At 62.0% G+C, this 21,111-nt stretch carries 21 protein-coding genes and 1 pseudogene; 7 read left to right on the forward strand and 15 right to left on the reverse strand.

From position 1 onward, the window contains the following. Positions 1-20 precede the first annotated feature (20 nt). Positions 21-875: a hypothetical protein gene (locus AMK02_RS07270; protein ID WP_004675111.1), complete on the forward strand. Its 855-nt coding sequence runs from the start codon at positions 21-23 to the stop codon at positions 873-875. Between the two features lie 33 nt (positions 876-908). Here the strand turns inward: AMK02_RS07270 and rarD are convergent, their stop codons facing one another. Next, complete coding sequence (gene rarD, locus AMK02_RS07275; RefSeq protein ID WP_064801573.1) at positions 909-1,826, reverse strand: EamA family transporter RarD; 918 nt, start codon at positions 1,824-1,826, stop codon at positions 909-911. A gap of 309 nt (positions 1,827-2,135) precedes the next feature. On the opposite strand from rarD, the gene AMK02_RS07280 reads away from it, so the two are divergent. Next, a complete protein-coding gene (locus AMK02_RS07280; RefSeq protein ID WP_049733904.1) occupies positions 2,136-2,615 on the forward strand; it encodes a GNAT family N-acetyltransferase in 480 nt (159 codons plus the stop codon). 18 nt (positions 2,616-2,633) lie between these two features. Here AMK02_RS07280 and cimA read toward each other — a convergent pair whose 3' ends face one another. The 7 genes from cimA to cysS all read right to left on the reverse strand — a co-directional run bounded on the left by cimA (position 2,634) and on the right by cysS (position 8,822). After that, positions 2,634-4,247 (reverse strand): citramalate synthase, encoded by a 1,614-nt coding sequence (gene cimA, locus AMK02_RS07285; RefSeq protein ID WP_064801575.1) that lies wholly within the window; start codon positions 4,245-4,247, stop codon positions 2,634-2,636. A gap of 175 nt (positions 4,248-4,422) precedes the next feature. Continuing rightward, positions 4,423-5,385, reverse strand: a complete 963-nt coding sequence (pip, locus tag AMK02_RS07290) for a prolyl aminopeptidase (RefSeq protein ID WP_064801577.1) — start codon at positions 5,383-5,385, stop codon at positions 4,423-4,425. Beyond that, positions 5,382-5,858, reverse strand: coding sequence for a GFA family protein (locus AMK02_RS07295; RefSeq protein ID WP_064801579.1), 477 nt, complete (start codon positions 5,856-5,858; stop codon positions 5,382-5,384). The genes pip and AMK02_RS07295 overlap by 4 nt, the downstream gene beginning before the upstream one ends. Beyond that, positions 5,848-6,339: a GFA family protein gene (locus AMK02_RS07300; protein WP_064801581.1), complete on the reverse strand. Its 492-nt coding sequence runs from the start codon at positions 6,337-6,339 to the stop codon at positions 5,848-5,850. Before AMK02_RS07300 ends, AMK02_RS07295 begins: the two co-directional genes overlap by 11 nt. Next, positions 6,339-6,818: a GFA family protein gene (locus AMK02_RS07305; RefSeq protein ID WP_064801583.1), complete on the reverse strand. Its 480-nt coding sequence runs from the start codon at positions 6,816-6,818 to the stop codon at positions 6,339-6,341. The genes AMK02_RS07300 and AMK02_RS07305 overlap by 1 nt, the downstream gene beginning before the upstream one ends. Next, the gene (locus AMK02_RS07310; RefSeq protein ID WP_064801584.1) at positions 6,815-7,183 is read right to left on the reverse strand and encodes an endonuclease domain-containing protein; all 369 of its coding nucleotides are present in this window, start codon (positions 7,181-7,183) and stop codon (positions 6,815-6,817) included. Before AMK02_RS07310 ends, AMK02_RS07305 begins: the two co-directional genes overlap by 4 nt. Before the next feature lie 247 nt (positions 7,184-7,430). Continuing rightward, entirely contained in the window at positions 7,431-8,822 is a 1,392-nt protein-coding gene (gene cysS / locus AMK02_RS07315; RefSeq protein ID WP_064801586.1) for a cysteine--tRNA ligase, read from the reverse strand. A gap of 319 nt (positions 8,823-9,141) precedes the next feature. Between cysS and AMK02_RS07320 the strand changes: the two are divergent. Next, a pseudogene (locus AMK02_RS07320) lies at positions 9,142-9,893 on the forward strand (glycoside hydrolase family 25 protein). A 9-nt stretch (positions 9,894-9,902) separates the two neighbouring features. On the opposite strand, the gene AMK02_RS07325 reads toward AMK02_RS07320, so the two are convergent. From AMK02_RS07325 to radA, 4 genes are all read right to left on the reverse strand, one after another. Then, positions 9,903-10,643 carry an SDR family NAD(P)-dependent oxidoreductase gene (locus AMK02_RS07325; RefSeq protein WP_064801589.1) on the reverse strand — a complete coding sequence of 247 codons (741 nt, stop codon included), beginning with the start codon at positions 10,641-10,643 and terminating at the stop codon, positions 9,903-9,905. 78 nt (positions 10,644-10,721) lie between these two features. Then, entirely contained in the window at positions 10,722-12,212 is a 1,491-nt protein-coding gene (purF, locus tag AMK02_RS07330) for an amidophosphoribosyltransferase (RefSeq protein WP_064801591.1), read from the reverse strand. Between the two features lie 231 nt (positions 12,213-12,443). After that, entirely contained in the window at positions 12,444-13,061 is a 618-nt protein-coding gene (locus AMK02_RS07335) for a CvpA family protein (protein ID WP_064801593.1), read from the reverse strand. 90 nt (positions 13,062-13,151) lie between these two features. Further along, positions 13,152-14,549 carry a DNA repair protein RadA gene (gene radA / locus AMK02_RS07340; RefSeq protein WP_064801594.1) on the reverse strand — a complete coding sequence of 466 codons (1,398 nt, stop codon included), beginning with the start codon at positions 14,547-14,549 and terminating at the stop codon, positions 13,152-13,154. Positions 14,550-14,715: 166 nt separating this feature from the next. On the opposite strand from radA, the gene AMK02_RS07345 reads away from it, so the two are divergent. Next, complete coding sequence (locus AMK02_RS07345; protein WP_064806053.1) at positions 14,716-15,351, forward strand: LysE family translocator; 636 nt, start codon at positions 14,716-14,718, stop codon at positions 15,349-15,351. Positions 15,352-15,360: 9 nt separating this feature from the next. Here the strand turns inward: AMK02_RS07345 and alr are convergent, their stop codons facing one another. After that, entirely contained in the window at positions 15,361-16,524 is a 1,164-nt protein-coding gene (alr, locus tag AMK02_RS07350) for an alanine racemase (RefSeq protein WP_064801596.1), read from the reverse strand. Between the two features lie 188 nt (positions 16,525-16,712). Here alr and AMK02_RS07355 point away from each other — a divergent pair, with 188 nt between their 5' ends. From AMK02_RS07355 to AMK02_RS07365, 3 genes are all read left to right on the forward strand, one after another. Next, positions 16,713-17,534, forward strand: coding sequence for an AraC family transcriptional regulator (locus tag AMK02_RS07355; RefSeq protein ID WP_064806055.1), 822 nt, complete (start codon positions 16,713-16,715; stop codon positions 17,532-17,534). 67 nt (positions 17,535-17,601) lie between these two features. Beyond that, positions 17,602-18,321 (forward strand): AzlC family ABC transporter permease, encoded by a 720-nt coding sequence (locus AMK02_RS07360; protein WP_064801597.1) that lies wholly within the window; start codon positions 17,602-17,604, stop codon positions 18,319-18,321. Continuing rightward, a complete protein-coding gene (locus tag AMK02_RS07365; RefSeq protein ID WP_064801599.1) occupies positions 18,318-18,620 on the forward strand; it encodes an AzlD family protein in 303 nt (100 codons plus the stop codon). Before AMK02_RS07360 ends, AMK02_RS07365 begins: the two co-directional genes overlap by 4 nt. A 24-nt stretch (positions 18,621-18,644) precedes the next feature. Here AMK02_RS07365 and AMK02_RS07370 read toward each other — a convergent pair whose 3' ends face one another. Continuing rightward, complete coding sequence (locus tag AMK02_RS07370) at positions 18,645-20,141, reverse strand: replicative DNA helicase (RefSeq protein ID WP_064692681.1); 1,497 nt, start codon at positions 20,139-20,141, stop codon at positions 18,645-18,647. Between the two features lie 372 nt (positions 20,142-20,513). Beyond that, complete coding sequence (gene rplI / locus AMK02_RS07375; RefSeq protein WP_010013418.1) at positions 20,514-21,092, reverse strand: 50S ribosomal protein L9; 579 nt, start codon at positions 21,090-21,092, stop codon at positions 20,514-20,516. Positions 21,093-21,111 lie beyond the last annotated feature (19 nt).

Consider the following 21,111-nt stretch of genomic DNA (forward strand, 5'->3'; position numbering starts at 1 on the left):
TATTCACCTTTCTGCCTCTCATGATCGTGACATTTTCGCTGATGCGCTACCTCGAGAGCGTGAGCGCGTTGCGATCAATCGCCGGCAAGGTAAACCCGCTGTTCAGACCTTTCGGTCTGGACGGTTTTGGGGTTTTGGCAATCATCCAGCTCAGCCTCGTGAGTTCGGCTGCCCCGGTCGCTGCCCTGACGCTGATGGCGCATAAAAGAACGTCGGAGAAATTTATGGCCGCGGCCTTTGCCGCGGTGCTTGCGGCGGCGCCGGCGAATGCCAGTTTTCCGCTCGCAAGCCTCGGTGTCGATCCGGGCTCGATCATAATGAACGGCATTTGCGGGGCGCTCGCTGCGTCCACTCTCGCCGGTTGGATCGTCGGCCGCCGTTCCTTGCCTGGAAAGATCTGTTCCTGCGACAGGGCGGATGACCACGACGTCGTCAGGCGCGATCTGCTGGCCGCGATCAATCGCGGTGGCGCAGATGCCATTGGCGTCATTGCTGCGATCCTGCCGGTGCTCGTGATCTCACTTGCCCTGGTAAGGCTGACCCAAAATACAGGCGCACTTTCGGCTTTCACGTCCGTTGCGCAGCCATTGCTTCAGCTGCTCGGCGCCTCGCAGCAGGATGTGCTGTTCTTCCTCACAAAGTGCCTGGCAGGATCGAGCGCAACGGTCACGCTGTTACTCGACGCCCACAAGGAACTGAGTCTTACGCCAGAGAAAATCATTCACGGATCCGCATTTCTGCTAAACCCTCTTGACCTTCCTGGCCTCTCCATTCTTATCGCTTCGGTGCCGGCGCTCCGCTCGGTAGCAGGCGTCGCAGTCTTCAGCGCACTGGCCGGAATCCTGGTCCGCACAGCTCTGCTATCCTGGCTTTGAGCCAAGTCGGTCGGGTCGAGACGAGCGCAACGGCTACATCCTTCCGCGGCTCCCTTTGAGCATCGACCAGCTATAGAAGAACAGCCCCGCCCAGATCAGCGGAAAGGCGATCATGCGCGCCGTGCTCAGCGGCTCTTGAAAGGCGAAGACGGCGATCAGGAAGATCATCGTCGGTGCGATATACTGCATGATGCCGATCGTCGAAAGTTTCAGCAGCTTTGCGCCGTTCGCATAGATCATCAGCGGCACGGCAGTGACGACGCCACAGCCGAGCAGCAGGGTCGTATCGGCAAGGCCGGTGCGGTAGAGATGGCCCTGGCCGCTGCCGAATTCGAGATAGAGGATGTAGAGGAGGGCCGGCCCGCTCAGGATCAGCACCTCGAGGAAGAAACCCTGATTGGGTCCGAGCGGCAACGTCTTGCGGAGCAGGGCGTAAAAACCCCAGCTGACGGCCAGCGTCAGCGCCACCCACGGAATGCCGCCGCTGTCGAAGGCGAGAATGGCGACGGCAAGTGCGGCAAGCGCGATCGCCGCGATCTGCAGCGGCTGCAGCTTCTCCTGGAGGAGCACTGCACCGAGGAAGATGCTGAACAGCGGATTGATGAAATAGCCAAGCGCCGCATCGAGCGAATGGCCGGCGCCGATCGCCCAGACATAGGTGCCCCAGTTGACAGTGATCAGCGACGCCGTCAGCGCCCCCATCGCCAGCATGCGCGGCGAGCGCAGCGCTGCGCTGATATCGGCGGTGCGTCCGAGCACGATCAGCACGATGCCGGCCAGCGGCAGCGACCAGACGATGCGGTGGGCGATGACTTCGGCCGGCGGGATATGCGCCACCGCCTTCATATAGAACGGCAGGAAGCCCCAGAGCAGATAGGCTGTCAGCGCGAAGGCGAAACCGCGTGGACTATCTTCGTTCTTAGCCAAGGGAACGGATGCATCGGTCGACATCGGGTGTTTCCATCTTTGTTCTTCTTCTGATCCGGCCTAGCTTAAGCGCCGTGAATAGGCCAATTCATTTCGTTGAATAAAGGCTAATAGGATTTGAAGCGGATGGGGAAGAATGAACGCATGATAGCGGCAAAGGCTGGTATCGGCCTCCAAAAATCCGAATCCTGTTCCAGACTGCCGCGGGCAGGCGACAGGCGGACCAATCGAGGGAACAAACTCGCAAACCCGCTGATGATCTGCGCATTCAGTTGACAGGCCCGGCAGGTTCTTTCATCTGGAACGCCAAGCGCCAGATCAGGAGCCTCTCACATGACACTTACCGTACGCCCGGCAACGCCTTCAGACGCGGCAACGATCCTGCGATTTGTCCGCGAATTGGCCGATTATGAAAAGGCGATCCACGAGGTCGAGGCGACCGAGGAGAGCACGCGTGCGGCAATCTTCGGCGACGGTTCAGTCACGCATGCGCTGATCTGCGAACGCGAGGGTCAAGCCATCGGCATGGCGGTTTATTTCTTCAGCTATTCGACCTGGCAAGCGAAGAACGGCCTTTATCTGGAAGATCTATACGTAACACCGGACGCGCGCGGTTCGGGCGCCGGCAAGGCGCTTTTGCGGCGCCTGGCGCAGATCGCGCTGGAGAAGGGTTGCGGCCGCTTCGAATGGAGCGTGCTCGACTGGAACGAACCCTCGATCCGTGTCTACGAGGCGATTGGCGCGGAGCCGCAGAAGGAATGGATCCGCTATCGGATGACGGGCGAGACGCTGGCGGCGTTTGCCCGCGGTTAGCCGAACCGGCGGAACAGATTATTCCGCCGCGATCTTGCCCGCCAGCTGTCGGTTCTTCATCAGCTTGTAGATGACGGAATCCATCAGCGCCTGGAACGAGGCGTCGATGATGTTCTCCGAGACGCCGACCGTCCACCAGCGCACGCCGTCGCTGTCGGTGGATTCGATCAGCACGCGGGTGATCGCCTCCGTGCCGCCATTGAGGATGCGCACCTTGAAATCGGCGAGCACCAGATCGTCGATCTCGTGCTGGTACTTGCCGAAATCCTTGCGCAGCGCCAGGTCGAGCGCGTTAACCGGACCTTCGGCATCGGCAACCGACATCAGCGTCTGTCCGTCGATGGTGATCTTGACCACCGCTTCCGAGACGATTTTCACGCGGCCGAGACTATCGAAGCGGCGCTCGATCATCACCCGGAAGCCTTCTATGGTGAAGAATTCCGGGATGGTGCCGAGTGTGCGATGCGCTAGGAGCTCGAAGCTCGCATCGGCGCCCTCATAGGCATAACCGATGGATTCACGTTCCTTGACGATCGAGATCAGGAGGTCGAGCTTCGGATCGTCCTTGGCGACGGTGATGCCGCGCCGCTTCAGCGCATTGATGAAGTTCGCCTTGCCGCCCTGGTCGGAGACCATGACCTTACGGAAATTGCCCACACTTTCCGGCGGCACATGTTCATAGGTCTTCGGATCCTTCAGCAGCGCCGATGCGTGAATGCCGGCCTTGGTGGCGAAAGCGGACGCGCCGACATAAGGCATCTGGTGATCCGGCGAGCGGTTGAGCAGCTCATCGAAGGCGTGCGAGAACCGGGTGAGGTTGAGCAGCCGCTCCTCGTCGATCGCCGTTTCGAAACGCGTGTTGTAGGCGCTCTTCAGCGCCAGGGTCGGGATCAGCGTCACCAGATTGGCGTTGCCGCAGCGCTCGCCGATACCGTTCAAAGTGCCCTGGATCTGCCGAACCCCGGCTTCCACAGCAGCAAGCGAATTGGCAACGGCCTGGCCGGTATCGTTGTGAGCGTGAATGCCGAGACAGCGGCCGGGAACACCGGCTGCGATCACCGCTTCGACGATGGCGCGGACCTCCGGCGGCTGCGTCCCGCCATTGGTGTCGCAGAGCACGACCCAGCGGGCGCCGCTTTCATAGGCCGTCTTCGCGCAGGCGATCGCATAGGCCGGATTGGCCTTGAAGCCGTCGAAGAAATGTTCGCAGTCGACGATCGCCTGCTTGCCTGCGCCGACCGCCGCCTTGACGCTTTCGGCGATGCATTCGAGGTTTTCCTCGTTGGTGCAGCCGAGGGCGACAGCGACATGATAGTCCCAGCTCTTGGCGACGAAACAGATGGCTTCGCTTTTGGCCTGCAGCAGTCCGGCGATGCCTGGATCGTTGGACACAGAAACGCCCGCCCGTTTCGTCATGCCGAAGGCGACGAAGGTGGCCCGGCTTGTGCGCTTCTCGCTGAAGAAGGCGGTGTCGGTCGGATTGGCGCCGGGATATCCGCCTTCGACGTAATCGAGGCCGAACTCATCCAGCATGGCGGCGATCGCGATCTTGTCCTCGACGGAAAAGTCAATGCCGGGCGTCTGCTGCCCGTCCCGGAGCGTCGTGTCGAAGAGATAGATGCGTTCTTTCATGTCGTTTCCTCCCGCCGGGCGGGTGTTGTTGTACTGCGGATGCTGCCCTCATCCGGCTGCCGCCACCTTCTCCCGGTTCTGACGGGGAGAAGGCATATGCCGCACCGTCTCGCAGGGCACGTCCCCTCTCCCCGCGAGCGGGGAGAGGGCTAGGGTGAGGGGCTGCCCCAAATGATCAGTCCGGCTTCCCGGAGAACTTATCCGTCGCCCGGATCAACTGGTCGAGAATGCCCGGCTCCGAATAGGCATGGCCGGCACCCTCGATCAGGTGGAATTCCGCCTTCGGCCAGGCCTTGTGCAACTGCCAGGCATATTTTGCCGGGCAGGGCATGTCGTAGCGCCCATGCACGATCACGCCTGGAATGTCCTTGAGCCGGCCGGCATCGCGGATCAATTGTCCCTCGTCCAGCCAGCCGGCATTGACGAAGAAATGGTTCTCGATGCGGGCAAAGGCATAGGCGAATTGCGGCTCCTCGAATTTGCCGCTGGTCGACGGTTCGGGCAGCAGCGTGATCGTTTCGCCTTCCCAGATGCTCCAGGCCTGCGCGGCTTGAAGGCGCACGGTTCTATCCTCATGCGTCAGGCGGCGATGATAGGCATGCATCATCTCGTGCCGCTCTTCCGGCGGAATGGGAGCGATGAAGCGTTCCCATCTATCCGGGAACATTTCCGAGACGCCGAACTGGTAGTACCAATCGAGCTCGGCCTTGGTCAGTGTGTAAATGCCGCGCAGGATGAGCTCGGAGACGCGCTCCGGATGCGTTTCGGCATAGGCGAGCGCCAGCGTCGAGCCCCAGGAGCCGCCGAACACCTGCCATTTGTCGACTCCCGCCATTTCGCGCAGCCGCTCGATATCGGCGACGAGGTGCCAGGTCGTGTTGGCATTCAGTTCCGCATGCGGCGTCGACCTGCCGCAGCCGCGCTGGTCGAACAGCATGACGTCGTAGAGATGCGGATCGAAGAGCCGGCGGTGCGCCGGCGAGAAGCCGCCGCCCGGGCCGCCATGCAGGAAGACGGCGGGTTTGGCGCCAGGCGTTCCCGAGCGCTCCCAATAGATCACATGGCCGTCGCCGACATCGAGATGGCCGGAGGTATAGGCTTCGATCTCGGGATAGAGCGTGCGCAGTATCTCGGTCATATTTTCACGCCTTTCGCGGGCCACGCCCGGGTGTCGTGGTCGGGATGCTGAAAGGAGATGATCGCCTCCTGTCGCGCGTAGAAATCCGGGTCCTTATGAACAGGGGCGTCGAAGATTTCCTCGACCCAGGGCATGCGGGCCTCGTAATTGACCTGGATCTGCGGCGCGAGATCGCTGCGGTCGTCGAAGGTGCCGATCGCAAGCTCCAGCCCGCCTGGATGCCGGTAGGTCATCGGCGTGCCGCAATTGCTGCAGAAGCCGCGATCGATGTTGACCGAGGATTGAAAATAGCTCGGCTCGCCGCGCGTCCATTCCATCCCTTCCTCCGGTGCTGTGACCAGCGCGGAGAAGAAGCCGCCGAACTGCTTCTGGCACATGCGGCAATGGCAGATCGACGGCCGCCCCAACTGGCCCGATATGCGGAAGCGCACGGCGCCGCACTGGCATCCGCCTGTTCTGATCTTATCCGTCATGTGTTTCTCCGAGTGGCCAATGGGAAGTGTCCTGATCCGGGTGCTGGTTGTTGCTTGCCGCGATCGCCTCCTCGCGGTCGGGCGTTTCAGGCTCTGGTTCCACCGGCAGGCCGTCGAGTGCGTGGAACCACGACATCTTGCGCACGGTGTTCGATTGCATCACGGGCTTGACCGCATCGGGCTCGTCAAGCGTGCCGAGCGCGATGTTGATGAAGTCCGCTTCCGGAATATCGTAAAATAGCGGCGTGCCGCAATCGCCGCAGAAGCCGCGCCGAACGATATCAGAGGAGCGGAACCACTTCGGTTCGCCGCGTGTCAGCTCGAAATGCTCGCGCTTGGCCGCCGCGAGCGGCAGGAAATAATTGCCGGCCGCCTTTTGGCACATGCGGCAGTGGCAGATATGTGGATAGCCGAGTTCGCCGCGCACGCGATAACGAACCATGCCGCACTGGCATCCGCCGGTCTGTCTCGCCGTTTCCATCAGGTGCGATCCTCCGGCGGCCAGACCGGCGTATCGTGGTCGGGGTGCTGATAGGAAACGAGTTCACGTAGGAAGGAGCCTGCCGTCAGATCCGCTTCGGTTCGCTCTCCGGGCAGTTCATGCAGATGATCGACGAAGCCGATCTTGCCTTCCACGCCCCATTGAATGGTCGGCGGCAGCTGTGACGGATCGTCGAAGGCACCCGCCGCAATCGCCGTTCCATCAGGCGCCTCATAGGTCAGCGGCGTACCGCAATCGCCGCAGAAACCGCGGAGGACGAAATTCGAAGACCGGAACGTCTTGCGTACTCCCCGCGTCCATTCGAAATCGGCGCCGCGCACCGAGACCAGCGGCGCATAATAGGCGCCGAACGCCTTCTGGCACATGCGGCAATGACAGATCGACGAATCCTTGAGCTCGCCGCTGACGCGGAAACGGATCGCGCCGCACTGGCACCCGCCGGTATAAGTCTCGGTCATGGCAGGTCCTTTCCGATGATGCGGATGATATGGCTGCACACGTTTTCGATATCCCGCAGGATATCTTCGTTCCAGAAGCGCAGAACGGTCCAGCCGTCCGCCTGAAGACGTTGGGTCCTGATATGATCGTAGGAGACGTTCGGGGCGAGGGCGTGCTGCGAGCCGTCTATCTCTACGATAAGGCGATGGCTAGGGCATGCGAAATCAACGATATAACCGGCGATCGGCATCTGTCGACGGAAGCTGAGGCCCATCAAACGATGGGCGCGAAGCTCGTTCCAGAGTTTCAGCTCAGCCTCGCTCAGAGCTTTGCGCATGCGCCGGGCGTTCGCCCGCCGTTGGGGCGGAACTGGTGCATGCGGCATGGCTTGCCTCTCGCGATGACGTGACGGGGCTGCGGCGGCACCCCCCTCTGCCCTGCCGGGCATCTCCCCCACAAGGGGGGAGATCGGATAGGAGCGGCCGCTCACCCTAATCAAACGCCTCAGTTGGCCGAAGCCACGTGGTGCGCGGTCGATATCTTGGCAAGCGGGCGCGTCTTGCCGATCTCCCCCCTTGTGGGGGAGATGCCCGGCAGGGCAGAGGGGGGTATATCTAGCCGCCCAACCCATCCTACCGCTTCACCTCCCACGTCGTCACCCGCTCGCCCGTCGCCGCATCCTTGCCGTCCTTCAGCTGGATCCCTTTCGCAGTCAGCTCGTCGCGGATCTTGTCGGCTTCGGCAAAATTCTTCGCCTTCAGCATTTCGAGACGCATGGCGACCAGTGCATCGACCGCTGCGGCGACGGCTTCATCGATTTCGGCCTTCTTCGGCAGCACGCCGAGGAGGGAAGCCGTTGCGGCGAAGGTGGCGCCCGCTGCGGCATCGGTATGGGCAGCCTGCGCCAGCGCATGCAGGGCTTGCACGGCCGCGACAGTGTTGAGATCGTCGGCCAGCGCGTTCAGGACGGCCTCGTCCGGCTTGGCGTCGCCTGGTTCCGTCGCCGGCCACTTGGCAAGCAGCCGTTCGGCCTCTTCAAGCCGCTTGATCGAGAAATCGATCGGCTCGCGGTAATGCGTCATCAGCATGGCAAGACGCAGCACTTCGCCCGGCCATTTGCGGCCGCCGAAGGTTTCCGTGTGCAGCAGCTCGTGGATGGTGACGAAATTGCCCTCGGACTTCGACATCTTGCGGCCCTCGACCTGCACGAAGCCGTTGTGCATCCAGACATTCGCCATCACCTCGGTCCCGTGGGCGCAGCGCGACTGGGCGATCTCGTTTTCATGATGCGGGAAGATCAGGTCCAGCCCGCCGCCGTGAATGTCGAAGACATCGCCGAGATAGCGCCGGCTCATCGCCGAGCATTCGATATGCCAGCCCGGTCGGCCGCGGCCCCAGGGGCTCTCCCAGCCGGGTTCGTTATGGCTGGACAGTTTCCACAGCACGAAATCGCCCGGGTTCTTCTTATGCGCGTCGACGGCGACGCGGGCGCCGGCCTGCTGCTCGTCGAGCGGGCGCTTCGAAAGCTGGCCGTAATCGGGCATGGATCTGGTGTCGAACAGCACTTCGCCGGCCGCCACATAGGCATGCCCATTGCCGATCAGCTTGTCGATGATCTGGATCATCTCTGCGATATTGTCGGTGGCGCGGGGCTCGACATTCGGCTCGATGCAGCCGAGCTCGGCGACATCGGCGTGAAACTGCGTCTCGGTCTTTTCGGTGACCGCGCGGATCGCTTCATTCAGCGGCAGACGGGGATGATCTTTCAGCGCCCGCGCATTGATCTTGTCGTCGACGTCGGTGATGTTGCGGGCGTAGGTGACGTGATCTTCGCAGTAGACATGGCGCAGCAGCCGGAACAGCACGTCGAAGACGATGACCGGCCGGGCATTGCCGATATGGGCGAAATCATAGACGGTCGGGCCGCAGACATACATGCGGACATTGTCGGGGTCGATCGGCGCAAAAACCGACTTTTCCCGCGTCAGGGTGTTGTACAGCTTCAGTTCCGGCGTGCGGCCCATTTCACTCTCCCAAATGCACGATCAGAAAATATCGCGACCGGCAGGCCGGGGCGTTTCGCATCTTGACTATTGGGGAGACGAAAACGGCCAGGCCAGCGCGTGCGCTAGCGAATAATCTTTCCGCAGATAATGCAGATAACCGTTTTCATGCCGCGTTTTATGGCGCGGGAACGACGTTTGGTCAAGAGGGGCGAGGAAGGATCGGCGGCAACTGCAGTGACCTATCCGGTGCGCTGCGTCCCTAAGGCTCGTCTGCCATTTTCGTGGCGCAAATCGCGTATAGCCGGTTCGGAAGCTGCTGAAAATACGGGAGGAATGAGTGGGGAGCGTTGTTCGGTGGACGATCGGTGCGGCAGCAATTCTGGTGGTCGCATCCGCCGCATATTTCGCATACGATTTCGGCATGCTTCGCTTCAACAATCCGTCCTTATCGCGCTATCCGATCCAAGGCATCGATGTCAGCCATCACCAGGGCGACATCGATTGGAGGACGGTGGCCGCGCAGCCGAATGTGCGTTTTGCAATCATGAAGGCGACCGAAGGCGGCGATCACAAGGATTCCAGATTTGCCGAGAACTGGCAGCGTGCCGGAGAGATGCAGGGATCGTGAGAGGCGCCTACCATTTCTTCACCTTCTGCCGCCCGGGCAGGGATCAGGCGCAGAATGTGCTGGCGACGGTGCCGAAGGCGCCGCGCACCCTGCCGATCGCCATCGATCTGGAATTCGTCGGCAATTGCAACAAGGTCCCGACGGTCGAGGAGATGGCGACGGAGGTGAATGCCTTCGTCACCGAACTGAAAGCCATCTTTCCGGAAAAGCCGATCTTCTACGTCACGCACGAATTCTTCGATCAATATCTGAAGGGCAATGAGGCCCGCTTCCCCGAGCACTACCTCTGGCTGCGAAGCGTGTTGAATGAGCCGACGCAGGAGGGGTGCAGTCGCTGGTCGATCTGGCAATTTGCCGACAATGGCGCCCTGAACGGCATCCGGGGACCAGTGGACCTCAATGTCCTATGCCCCGCCGAAACAGGTTTCGCACATCTGTTCCCGGCCGTTGCCGCGAACTGAAGCGTCCGTTTATTCCGGCAGGCGGTAGTCGGCGAGCTTGTTTTCGCGCACGATGAACAGCTTGCCCGTTTCGGTCACACCGGGACCGAGCAACGGCAGGATCGCCTTGGCGACCTGCGAAGGATGCGGCAGCGTCTGCGGATCTTCGCCCGGCACGGCCTGTGCCCGCATCGCCGTGCGTGTGGCGCCCGGATCGACGCTGGTGATGCGCAGCGGCGTCGATTGGCTCTCGCCGGCCCAGGTGCGCGCCAGCGCCTCGACAGCGGCCTTGGACGCGGAATAAGCACCCCAGAAGGGTCTGCATTTGTGGGCCGCACCCGAGGACAGGATCACGGCGCGGCCGGCATCCGAGCGGGCGAGCAGCGGATCGACCGAGCGGATCAGCCGCCACGTCGCCGTCACATTGATCGTCATCACCTTCTCGAACACCTTCGCCTCGATATGGCCGATCGGCGAAATGACGCCGAGCACGCCGGCATTGGCGACGAGGATATCAAGCTTGCCCCAGCGTTCGAAGATCGAGCCGCCGAGCGCGTCGATCGCATTCATATCGGCAAGGTCGAAGGGCACGAGGGTCGCGCTGCCGCCGACGGCTTTGATCGCATCGTCGAGCTCCTCGAGCCCGCCGACGGTGCGTGCGCAGGCGATCACATGGGCGCCGGCTTTGGCAAGTTCCAGGGCCGTGAAATAGCCGATGCCGCGCGACGCACCGGTGACGAGTGCGATCCTGCCCTCAAGATTGATGTTCATCTGTCCGGTTCCGGATTTGCTTGCGAAGGTGAGGGGCGCAATAGGCCCCTCGGAAGCGAAAGTCAAAGCGGCAGCGGCTCAGCCGTTGCTGGCAAGCATCGAAAGCTTGTTGCCCATCGACTCGCCGTTCTTATCGAGCAGGCGGGTCGGATAGTCACCGGTGAAGTAGTGGTCGGTGAACTGCGGACGGGCCGGGTTGCGGTCCTCGCCGCCGACGGCGCGGTAAAGCCCGTTGATCGACAGGAAGGCAAGCGAATCCGCGCCGATATATTTGGCCATGGCTTCGACGTCGGCATATTGGTTGGCGAGCAGCTTGTCGGCGTCGGGCGTATCGATCCCGTAGAAATCCGGGAAGAAGATCATCGGGCTTGCGACGCGGATATGGACTTCGCGCGCACCGGCCTCGCGGATCATCTGCACGATCTTCAGCGATGTCGTGCCGCGCACGATGGAATCGTCGACCAGCACCACGCGCTTGCCTTCGATCATCGCCCGGTTGGCGGAATGCTTCAGCTTGACGCCGAAGGCGCGAATCTGCTGCGTCGGCTCGATGAAGGTGCGGCCGACATAATGGTTGCGGATGATGCCGTATTCGAAGGGGATGCCGCTTTCCTGGGCATAGCCGAGAGCTGCAGGCGTGCCGCCATCCGGCACCGGCACGACGACATCGGCATCGACAGGCGATTCCTTGGCGAGGTTCATGCCCATGTTCTTGCGCGTCGTATAGACGTTGCGGCCGCCGACGACCGAATCCGGACGGGCGAAATAGACATATTCGAACAGGCAGAGACGCTCCGGCTGTGGCTTGCTGGGCTTGCGGGCATCGATGCTGATCGAGCCGTCAGGCTGGATTTCGCATATGATGACCTCGCCGTTTTCCACGTCGCGAATGAACTTGGCGCCGATGATGTCGAGCGCGCAGGTTTCCGAGCAGAAGATCGGCTTGCCGTCGAGTTCGCCCATGACAAGCGGGCGGATGCCGGTGGGATCGCGCGCGGCAATCAGCTTCGTGCGGGTCATGGCAAGCATCGAATAACCGCCTTCCATCTGGCGGATGGCGTCGATGAACCGGTCGGACGTGGAAGCATGGCGCGAGCGGGCGATAAGATGCAGGACGACTTCGGTATCGGAGGTCGACTGACAGATGGCCCCGGTTGCGATGATCTGGCGGCGCAGCGTCAGGCCATTGGTGAAATTGCCATTATGGGCAATGGCGATGCCGCCTTCCTCAAGTTCGGCAAACAGCGGCTGCACGTTGCGCATCGCCACTTCGCCTGTCGTCGAATAGCGTGTGTGGCCGATCGCTATGCTGCCGGGCAGGCGGGCCAGTGTCATCGGATTGGTATAGTGATCGCCGACCAGGCCCATATGGCGCTCCTGATAGAAGCGTTTGCCGTCGAAGGAGACGATGCCGGCTGCCTCCTGTCCGCGGTGCTGCAGGGCATGCAGCCCGAGAGCCGTGAGAGCCGCGGCATCGGGATGTCCCAGAATTCCGAAAACACCGCATTCTTCATGCAGCGTATCTCCGTCGAGCGGATCGTCGATTGGGAAGGAATGGGACTGGTTCATTTCTGCGGGCCTCTGCTCTCACAAGAATGGATCTGCATTTCCAATATCATATATCGGAAACCTGGCAGCTTTCCGATAACGTCATGCTGAACGACATCTGCTTTCAAAGCTCGTTTGCCGGCTCTGAAACAGCTGAGGCCCGGCGGAGCTGGAATGCCCGGCCGGACCTTGACTTTACGTCCCGCTCAAATGGCAATTGCCGGACGGCGGGTCAAGCTCTTGAACACTGCGTCAATTCGCCGGCTGCTGCGCGCTGCCTGCAGGCGCGTCTTCCGCCGGCGCTTGATCGGCGGCCGGCGGCGTGGCGCCTTCGCTGCCCTGTGCCGGCGACTGCATCTTATCACGGAAGCTCGCCTGTATCATCTGGGCGAATTGCTCCGGCAGCACCGCCTTCAGCTTCACGACCATCGAATCCAGAAAGGGCTTCGACTTGGCCTCGTTGACCCAGGCCGGCCGGTGTTCGACATCGACCAGCCAGTTCCAGAAGGCGACGGCGACAACCATCAGCAGCAGGCCGCGGGCCGCGCCGAACAGGAAGCCGAGGGTGCGGTCGAGGGCGCCGATGCGGCTGTCAATGATGAAATCGGCGATCTTCATGGTGATGAAGGAGATAACGATGAGCGCGATCAGGAAGACGACGGCTGCCGAACCGGCGATCGCGATGCGGTCGTCATCGGTGTACTTCTTCGCATAGGGCAGCAGGTACGGGTAGAGATAGTAGGCAGCGGCGGCCGAACCGCCCCAGCTCGCGATCGAAAGGATTTCCCGCGAAAAGCCGCGGACCATCGCCAGCACGGCGGAGAAAAGCACGACGCCGATGACAATACCGTCGAAAATCGTAATGGGCATGTAAATTCAACTCCAGGACTGCCGCTGGGCGGCCGTGTCGCGCCTTATCGTGTGCCTCCTATATCATCACCGTTCCCGGCAATGAAAGGATCAAACCTCGTCTTCCACACGCAGCGCTCCCTTCGACCCGGCGATGCGCGCCACCAGATCCGGCAGGCTTTCGACCTCGCTCCATCGTCCGGAGCCCTTCGGCAGCTCAGCGGAGGCGGAAGGAAGCAGCGCTGCGGAAAAGCCCAGCTTCTCGGCTTCCTTGAGGCGCTGGGCGGTGTGCGCAACCGGCCGGATGGCGCCCGACAGGCTGACTTCGCCGAAATAGACGCAATCGGCTGGAAGGGCAATACCGGCGAGCGAGGAAACCAGCGCCGAGGCGACCGCGAGATCGGCTGCCGGCTCGGAAATGCGGTAGCCGCCGGCGATGTTGAGATAGACGTCGTGCTGGCCGAGCCTGACGCCGCAATGGGCCTCCAGCACCGCCAGGATCATCGACAGTCGGGCCGAATCCCATCCGACCACGGCGCGCCGCGGCGTGCCGAGCGAGGTCGGCGCCACCAGCGCCTGGACTTCCACGAGCACGGGCCGCGTGCCCTCCATGCCGGCGAAGACGGCAGCGCCGGGGGATTTTTCGTTGCGCTCGCCGAGGAAGAGTTCGGAGGGATTGGCGACCTCGCGGAGTCCTCTGTCCGACATTTCGAAGACGCCGATCTCGTCGGTCGGGCCGAAGCGGTTCTTGACCGTGCGCAGGATGCGGTAATGATGGCCGCGGTCGCCTTCGAAATAGAGAACGGCATCGACCATGTGCTCGACGACGCGCGGCCCGGCGATCTGCCCGTCCTTGGTCACATGCCCGACGAGCACCATGGCGGCTCCCGTCTGTTTGGCGAAACGGATCATCGACTGCACGCCGGTGCGCACCTGCGTCACCGTTCCCGGTGCGGAGTCGGCAAGCTCGCTCCACAGCGTCTGGATGGAATCGATGATGACGAGATCCGGGCGTTTGCCCTCGGCAAGCGTCGCCAGAATATCCTCGACATTGGTTTCGGCCGCCAGCATCACGTCGGTATCGGCTGCGGCAAGACGTTGCGCCCGCAGCCGGACCTGCGCCACCGCCTCCTCGCCGGAGACATAGATGATCTTGTGGCCGCGCCGCGCCAGGGCGGCGGCGGCCTGCATCAGCAGCGTTGATTTGCCGATGCCGGGATCGCCACCGATCAGCACCGCCGAACCGCGCACGAAACCGCCGCCGAGCGCCCGGTCGAGCTCCGACATGGCGGTATGGATGCGCGGTGCCTCCTCGATCTCGCCCGACAGCGCCGTCAGCGTCACCGGCCGGCCCTTCTTCGGCGTCTTGCCCGGACCGGAGCCGATGCCGCCCATCGGGTCTTCCTCGACGATGGTGTTCCACTCGCCGCAATTGTCGCATTTGCCGGCCCATCGGTTATGAACCGCGCCGCAATTCTGGCAGATGAACTGTGTCTTGGCCTTGGCCATCAATCTTTCTTTCAGTCGCGTTCCACAAATGAAGCCGTCGAAGGCTTCACCGAATCATTGTCGTGCTCGAGATAATGGCTATCGCGATGGATCAAAACTAATGATTTCCCCATCAGCCTTCGCCGTGCCTATGCTTTTCGCCTCTGATCATCAGAAACGGTGGAAGATGTTCGACTATTCGCTCGCGCACTGGCTTGCATTTCTGTCGGCGGCGGTTTTGCTCAACCTCTCGCCAGGTCCAGACATCGCCTACATCCTCGGCCATACGATGAAAGGCGGGAAACGCGCCGGTTTTTCCGCATTGTTCGGCGTCTGGTCAGGCGCCTGCCTGCATGTTCTGATGGCGGCATTGGGCCTTTCCGCTGTGCTTGCCGCTTCTGCCTTGGCATTCTCTACGGTCAAATGGCTCGGTGCCGCTTATCTCGTCTGGCTGGGCATTCAAGCTCTGCGCACCAGCGGCGACGGTGGCCTGATCAACGCCACTGGTGAGGAAATCCCAGCCGCAAGGATCTACCGGCAAGGAATCCTGGTGTCGCTGCTCAATCCGAAAGTGGCGATATTTTTCCTGGCATTCCTGCCGCAATTCGTTGTCGAGGGGGCAGGGCCGGCATGGGCCCAGCTGATGCTGCATGGCGGACTCATCATCGCCGTCGCCGCCTTCATCGAACCGCCGCTCGTGCTCCTCGGAGGACGCCTTGCCGATGCGCTCAGGCGGAATGCGAAAATCGGGCGATGGCTCGATCGCAGCCTCGGCGCGCTTTTTGTGGCGCTCGGTGTGCGTCTTGCCCTGAGCAGTCGATGATAACGAGGCCTACGCCTCGGCCACATAGCGCCGTTCGTGACGCAGCCCCATGCTGGTGAGGATCTCGTATCCGATCGTGCCCGCTGCCCGCGCTACGTCGTCGAGAGGCATGTTCTTTCCGAACAGCTCGACATAATCGCCGGCGCGCACCGCGTTCTCTGGCAGGTCGGTGATATCGAAGATCGTCAGGTCCATGGTGATCCGGCCGGCAACCGGTACCTTATGCCCGGCGATGAAACCTTGTCCGCCTTGCGGCACAGCCTGGCGCAGAGGCACGCCGCCGCTTGATTGGCTGCGCATATAACCGTCGGCGTAGCCGGCTGAGACGATCGCCAGCCGACTTTCACGGCCAAGCTGCAGCGCCCGTCCATAGCTGACGGTCTCGCCGGCCTCGACGGTCCGAACCTGGATGACGCGCGCTTCCGCGGTCGCGACCGGCCGCATCGGGTTCGCCATGCCGCTGACCGCCTCGCCGCCATAGAGCGCGATGCCCGGCCGGGTCAGGTCGAAATGATAATCCTCGCCGAGAAAGATGCCGGCCGAGGCGGCAAGACTTGAATCGATGCCTTCATAGGCGGCCGTAACCCTGCGGAACGATTCGAGTTGCTGCCGGTTCATGGCATGGCTGGGATCGTCGCCGCAGGCGAGGTGGCTCATGACCAGCACCGGCGCGAAGCTTGCAGGCCGCGAGACGTCATTGGCGAGAGCCACCGCGTCGTCGATGTGCAATCCCAGCCGATTGAAGCCGGTATCGACATGCAGCGCGCAGGGATAATCGCCGTAATCGGCAAGCACCGCCATCCAGAAGGCGAGCTGCTCGTCGGAGGAAATCACCGGCACCAGATCATTGTCGAAGAACCGCCGTTCCGTGCCCGGCCATATGCCCGAGAGCACGAAGATGCGCGCCTCGGGCGCATAGAGGCGAAGGGTGACGCCCTCATCGACGGTCGCGACGAAGAAATCCCGGGCGCCTGCGAGGTAGAGCGCTTCGCCGGCATCCTCGATGCCTGTGCCGTAGGCGTCCGCCTTGACGACGGCTGCGGCGCGCGCTGCACCTGAGCGGCGCGCCATGTCGCGCCAATTTTCCGTGAGCGCGCTCAGGTCGACGGTCAGCCGCAGGCCTGCGGAAGTGAAGAGATCGTCGTCTTCGGAGAGGATGGGAAAATCTGTCATGAATCGCCGTGAAGAAATGAAGGAGCCGTGTCGCCCAGTCTAGAGAGCATTGTGGCCAAGGAAAAGCGCAGGCGGTCACATATCACCCTTTGCCTGTCGTCCGATCACTTTTGTTCAAGACGCATGCCGGCTTCCCGCGCTAATTCTATTGGATGCACAACGTATCGCAAAAAGAGGCCGCGGAGGCCATGCCGCTGGCCAATGTGGAATCGGCCCGCTTCTGGCGGGATACCCGTTTCCGCGGCATGGAGTGCCTGAGCGCTACCTTTCTCACGCATGAGTACGCGCCGCATGCGCACGATACCTTCAGCATCGGCGCGATAGAAAGCGGCACCCAGATCGCCACGCTCAGCGGCAGGCGGGAGGAAACCGGGCCCGGCGACCTTTATCTGATCGACCCCGGTGTCATCCATGACGGCGCTCCGGGCGGTGAAGGCTACCGCTACCGCATGATCTATCCCGACACGAAGCTGTTCGTCGATATTCTGGAGGATGTCACCGGCAAGGCCTTCCACGCGACGCCGTCCTTCGCCGGCGCGCTTCCACGCGATCTGCAGCTTGCCAATGCCTTTCATGCGGCCCATCGCACGCTCGAAAGCGGCGCAGGCGCGCTGGAGTCCGATGAAGGCATGTTCTCGGTTCTGGCGGCGATCTTTGCGCGTCACGGCAGCACGATTGTCGTGCCTGTCGATACGCAGGAGCGAAGCGCCGTCGGCCGCGCCCGCGAATACCTGGTCGAGAATTTCGATAGCGACGTCGGCCTCGAGGAATTGGCCGGAGTGGCGGGTTTGAGCCGTGCTCACCTCATCCGCTCCTTCCGCAAGGAATATCACATCACGCCCCATGCCTTCCTGACGGATCGGCGCGTGCAGGTCGCCCGCCGGCTGCTGCGGCAGGGGCGCATGCCGGCCGATATTGCGCTCGAATGTGGTTTTGCCGATCAGGCGCATTTCACCCGGCATTTCAAGGCGCGCACGGGCGTGACCCCCGGTCAATTCCGCACGGGCTGATCACTTTCGTTCAATACGGCCGTGGCGTGCTGGGCTACTCCTCCGCGATCTTGATCAGGAGGTTGCCATGTTGCAGCACAGCCGGCCATCCGGCGAATTTCGTCTTGGCGAATTTCTCGCCGGTATGCGCACCATTTTTCCGCTTGTCGTCGCCGTTTTGCCGATCGGCCTGGTCTTCGGCGCGGTCGCCACCGCCAAGGGCCTTTCGCCGCTGGAAACGACACTGATGAGCGCACTTGTTTTCGCAGGTGGTTCGCAATTCGTGGCGATGGACATCTGGACGCATCCGGCAAGCTGGATCGGCGTCGGCTTCGCGGCGCTGCTGGTCAATATTCGCCACGTGCTCATGAGCGCGTCGATCGGCACGAAGATGCAGTCCTTCCCCGGCGTCAAACGTTATATCGCCATGCTCTTCCTCGCCGATGAGCTCTGGGCCATGGCGGAATTCCGAGCCGGCAGCACAAGGCTGACACCCGCCTGGTATGCCGGCATCGTCACGCCCTTCTACCTCACCTGGGTCGGTTCCTCGCTGACAGGCGCACTGCTCGGCGCCTTTCTCGGCAATCCTGCCTTCATCGGCCTTGACTTCGCCTTTCCGGCTGTCTTCGTCGTGCTGGTCATGGGCTTCTGGAAGGGGCCGGAAACCGGCGCCGTGCTTGCCGCAAGCGGTGCCGCCTCCGTTGCAATCCACCATTTCGTGCCGGGGGTCTGGTATATCGCCGCCGGTGCGCTGGCAGGGCTGGCGATGGCCCTCTGGCAGGGCAGGGCGCGGGAGCAGGCGGCATGACGCTGGACAGCGATATCTTTTTCGCCATCCTCGCGATGGCTGCCGCAACTGTCTTCACCCGCGTCAGCGGTCTCGTCCTGATCCGGCATGTCGAGATCGATGAGCGCCGGAGAACGGCGATCGAAGCCATTCCGCCGGCCGTGCTGATGGCCGTCATCGCCCCGACCGCCTTTGCGACCGGCTGGGCGGAGACGCTGGCATGCGCAGCAACCGCAATCGCCGCGCGCCGCCTGCCGATGCTTGCAAGCGTCGTGGTCGGCGTCGCGACGGTTGCACTGTTGCGGGCTGCAGGGCTCTGAAGAAAATCGACGCGGGAAACCGCGTCAATGTTCCTCGTATTGTATGAAGGAAGGATCTGCGAGATCGGCGAAGCGCGTGAATTCCGCCTGGAAGGCGAGCTTCACGGTGCCTGTCGGTCCGTGACGCTGCTTGGCGATGATGACGTCGGCGGTGCCCTTCACCTTGTCGAAGAGTGCTTCCCATTCCGGATATTTCGGATCGTGAGGATCGCGTGGCTCCTGGTTCTTGACGTAATATTCCTCGCGGAACACGAAGAGCACGACGTCGGCATCCTGCTCGATCGAACCGGATTCACGAAGGTCGGAGAGCTGCGGGCGCTTGTCGTCGCGGCTTTCGACCTGACGCGAGAGCTGCGACAGCGCGATGATCGGAACATTGAGCTCCTTGCCGAGCGCCTTGAGGCCGGTGGTGATCTGGGTGATTTCCTGGACGCGATTGTCGCTTGACTTGCCCGAGCCGGTCATCAGCTGCACGTAGTCGACCACGAGCACGTCGAGGCCGCGCTGGCGCTTGAGCCGGCGCGCGCGCGCTGAAAGCTGGGCGATCGAGATGCCGCCGGTCTGGTCGATATAGAGCGGCACTTTCTGCATCATCATCGAGCAGGCGACGAGCTTTTCGAAATCGGCATCGTTGATGTCGCCGCGGCGGATCTTCGAGGACGAGACTTCCGTCTGCTCCGAGATGATACGGGTGGCGAGCTGTTCCGACGACATTTCGAGTGAGTAGAAGCCGACGACGCCGCCGTTCTTGGCTTTCATGCTGCCGTCCGACTGAACTTCGCCCTCATAGGCGGCGGCGATGTTATAGGCAATGTTGGTGGCAAGCGAGGTCTTGCCCATGCCGGGACGCCCGGCGAGGATGATCAAGTCCGAACGCTGCAGACCGCCCATCTTGGCATCGAGCGAATGGATGCCGGTGGAAATGCCGGAAAGGCCGCCGTCGCGTTCCTTGGCGACGGCCGCCATGTCGATCGCCAACGCCACGGCGTCGTTGAAGGACTGGAAGCCGCCGTCGTAGCGGCCATTTTCGGCGAGCTCGAACAGCCGGCGCTCGGTATCCTCGATCTGCGACTGCGGCGGCATGTCGAGCGGCGCGTCATAGGCGATGTTGACGACGTCCTCGCCGATGGTGATCAGCGCCCGGCGCAGCGCGAGATCATAGATCGCCCGGCCGTAATCCTCGGCGTTGATGACCGTGACCGCGTTGCTGACAAGGCTTGCCAGATATTGCGAAACCGTCATGTCGCCGACTTTCTCGTCGGCTTTCAGGAAGGTCTTGATCGTCACCGGATTGGCGATCTTGCCCATGCGGATGATGTCGCCGGCGACCTCGAAGATCTTCCGGTGCAGGGGTTCGTAGAGATGGATCGGCTTCAGAAAATCCGACACCCGGTAATAGGCGTCGTTGTTCATCAGGATGGCGCCGAGAAGCGCCTGCTCGGCTTCGATATTGTTGGGTGCTTCGCGGTAATGCTGCTCCGACGGAGCAACAGCTGCAATCTTTCGAGCGGCGTCGTTCATCATCATCCGTTCTGTCTTTTTCCAACTCCGGATTTGCAATTCCGGATGGAGAAAATCAAGGGGCTGCGAAAGGAGCGGGGCTCGTCTCTCCTAAATCCTGAACGCTGTGCCCATTGTTCGACTTCTCCACAGTCCCGGGCGCCACAAATGCGAAATACTGGCAGTGTCACCCGCAGGACACGGTACGGAGCCGACTCAGCTCATCCGTTCCGGAGAAGGATATGTTAGCCCGATGACATCGGGCACGCAGCAAAAACATCCGGGTAATCCCCCGCTAAAAAAGCGACCCGCTGCGCGAACCCGGAACGCACGGAAAAGAAAAAGCCCGGCGCAACGGCCGGGCTTCCCTCACGCGGATCGTACCGGCGAGACTTATGCTTCGTCTTCGTCGAGGCCGTCGGCTTCCGGATCGAAGAAGTCTTCGGGACGCAGCGCGTCTTCATCGACACCGTAGATCGCGTCGACCGAGGTGAGTTCTTCACCCTTGGCCTGACGCTCGGCCTCTTCGGCGGAACGGGCAACGTTCAGCTCGACATGGATTTCGACTTCGGCATGCAGCTGCAGTTCGACCTTGTGCAGGCCGATCGCCTTGATCGGCGTGTTCAGGTGAACCTGGTTGCGGCCGATGTTGAAGCCTTCGGCGGCGAGAACTTCGACGACGTCACGGGCAGCGACCGAGCCATAGAGCTGGCCGGTTTCGCCGGCGGAGCGCACGACGATGAAGGACTTGCCGTCGAGAACGTCGGCGACCTTCTGGGCTTCCGACTTGCGCTCGAGGTTGCGGGCTTCGAGCGTCGCACGCTCGGATTCGAAACGAGCCTTGTTGGCAGCGTTGGCGCGAAGCGCCTTGCCGAGCGGCAGCAGGTAGTTGCGAGCAAAGCCGTCGCGAACCTTTACGGTTTCGCCCATCTGGCCGAGCTTGGAGATGCGTTCGAGAAGGATGACTTCCATTTTCTTGTTCCTTTCTTGT

It is taken from the genome of Rhizobium sp. N731, from assembly GCF_001664145.1.
In the GTDB taxonomy this organism is placed as follows: domain Bacteria; phylum Pseudomonadota; class Alphaproteobacteria; order Rhizobiales; family Rhizobiaceae; genus Rhizobium; species Rhizobium esperanzae.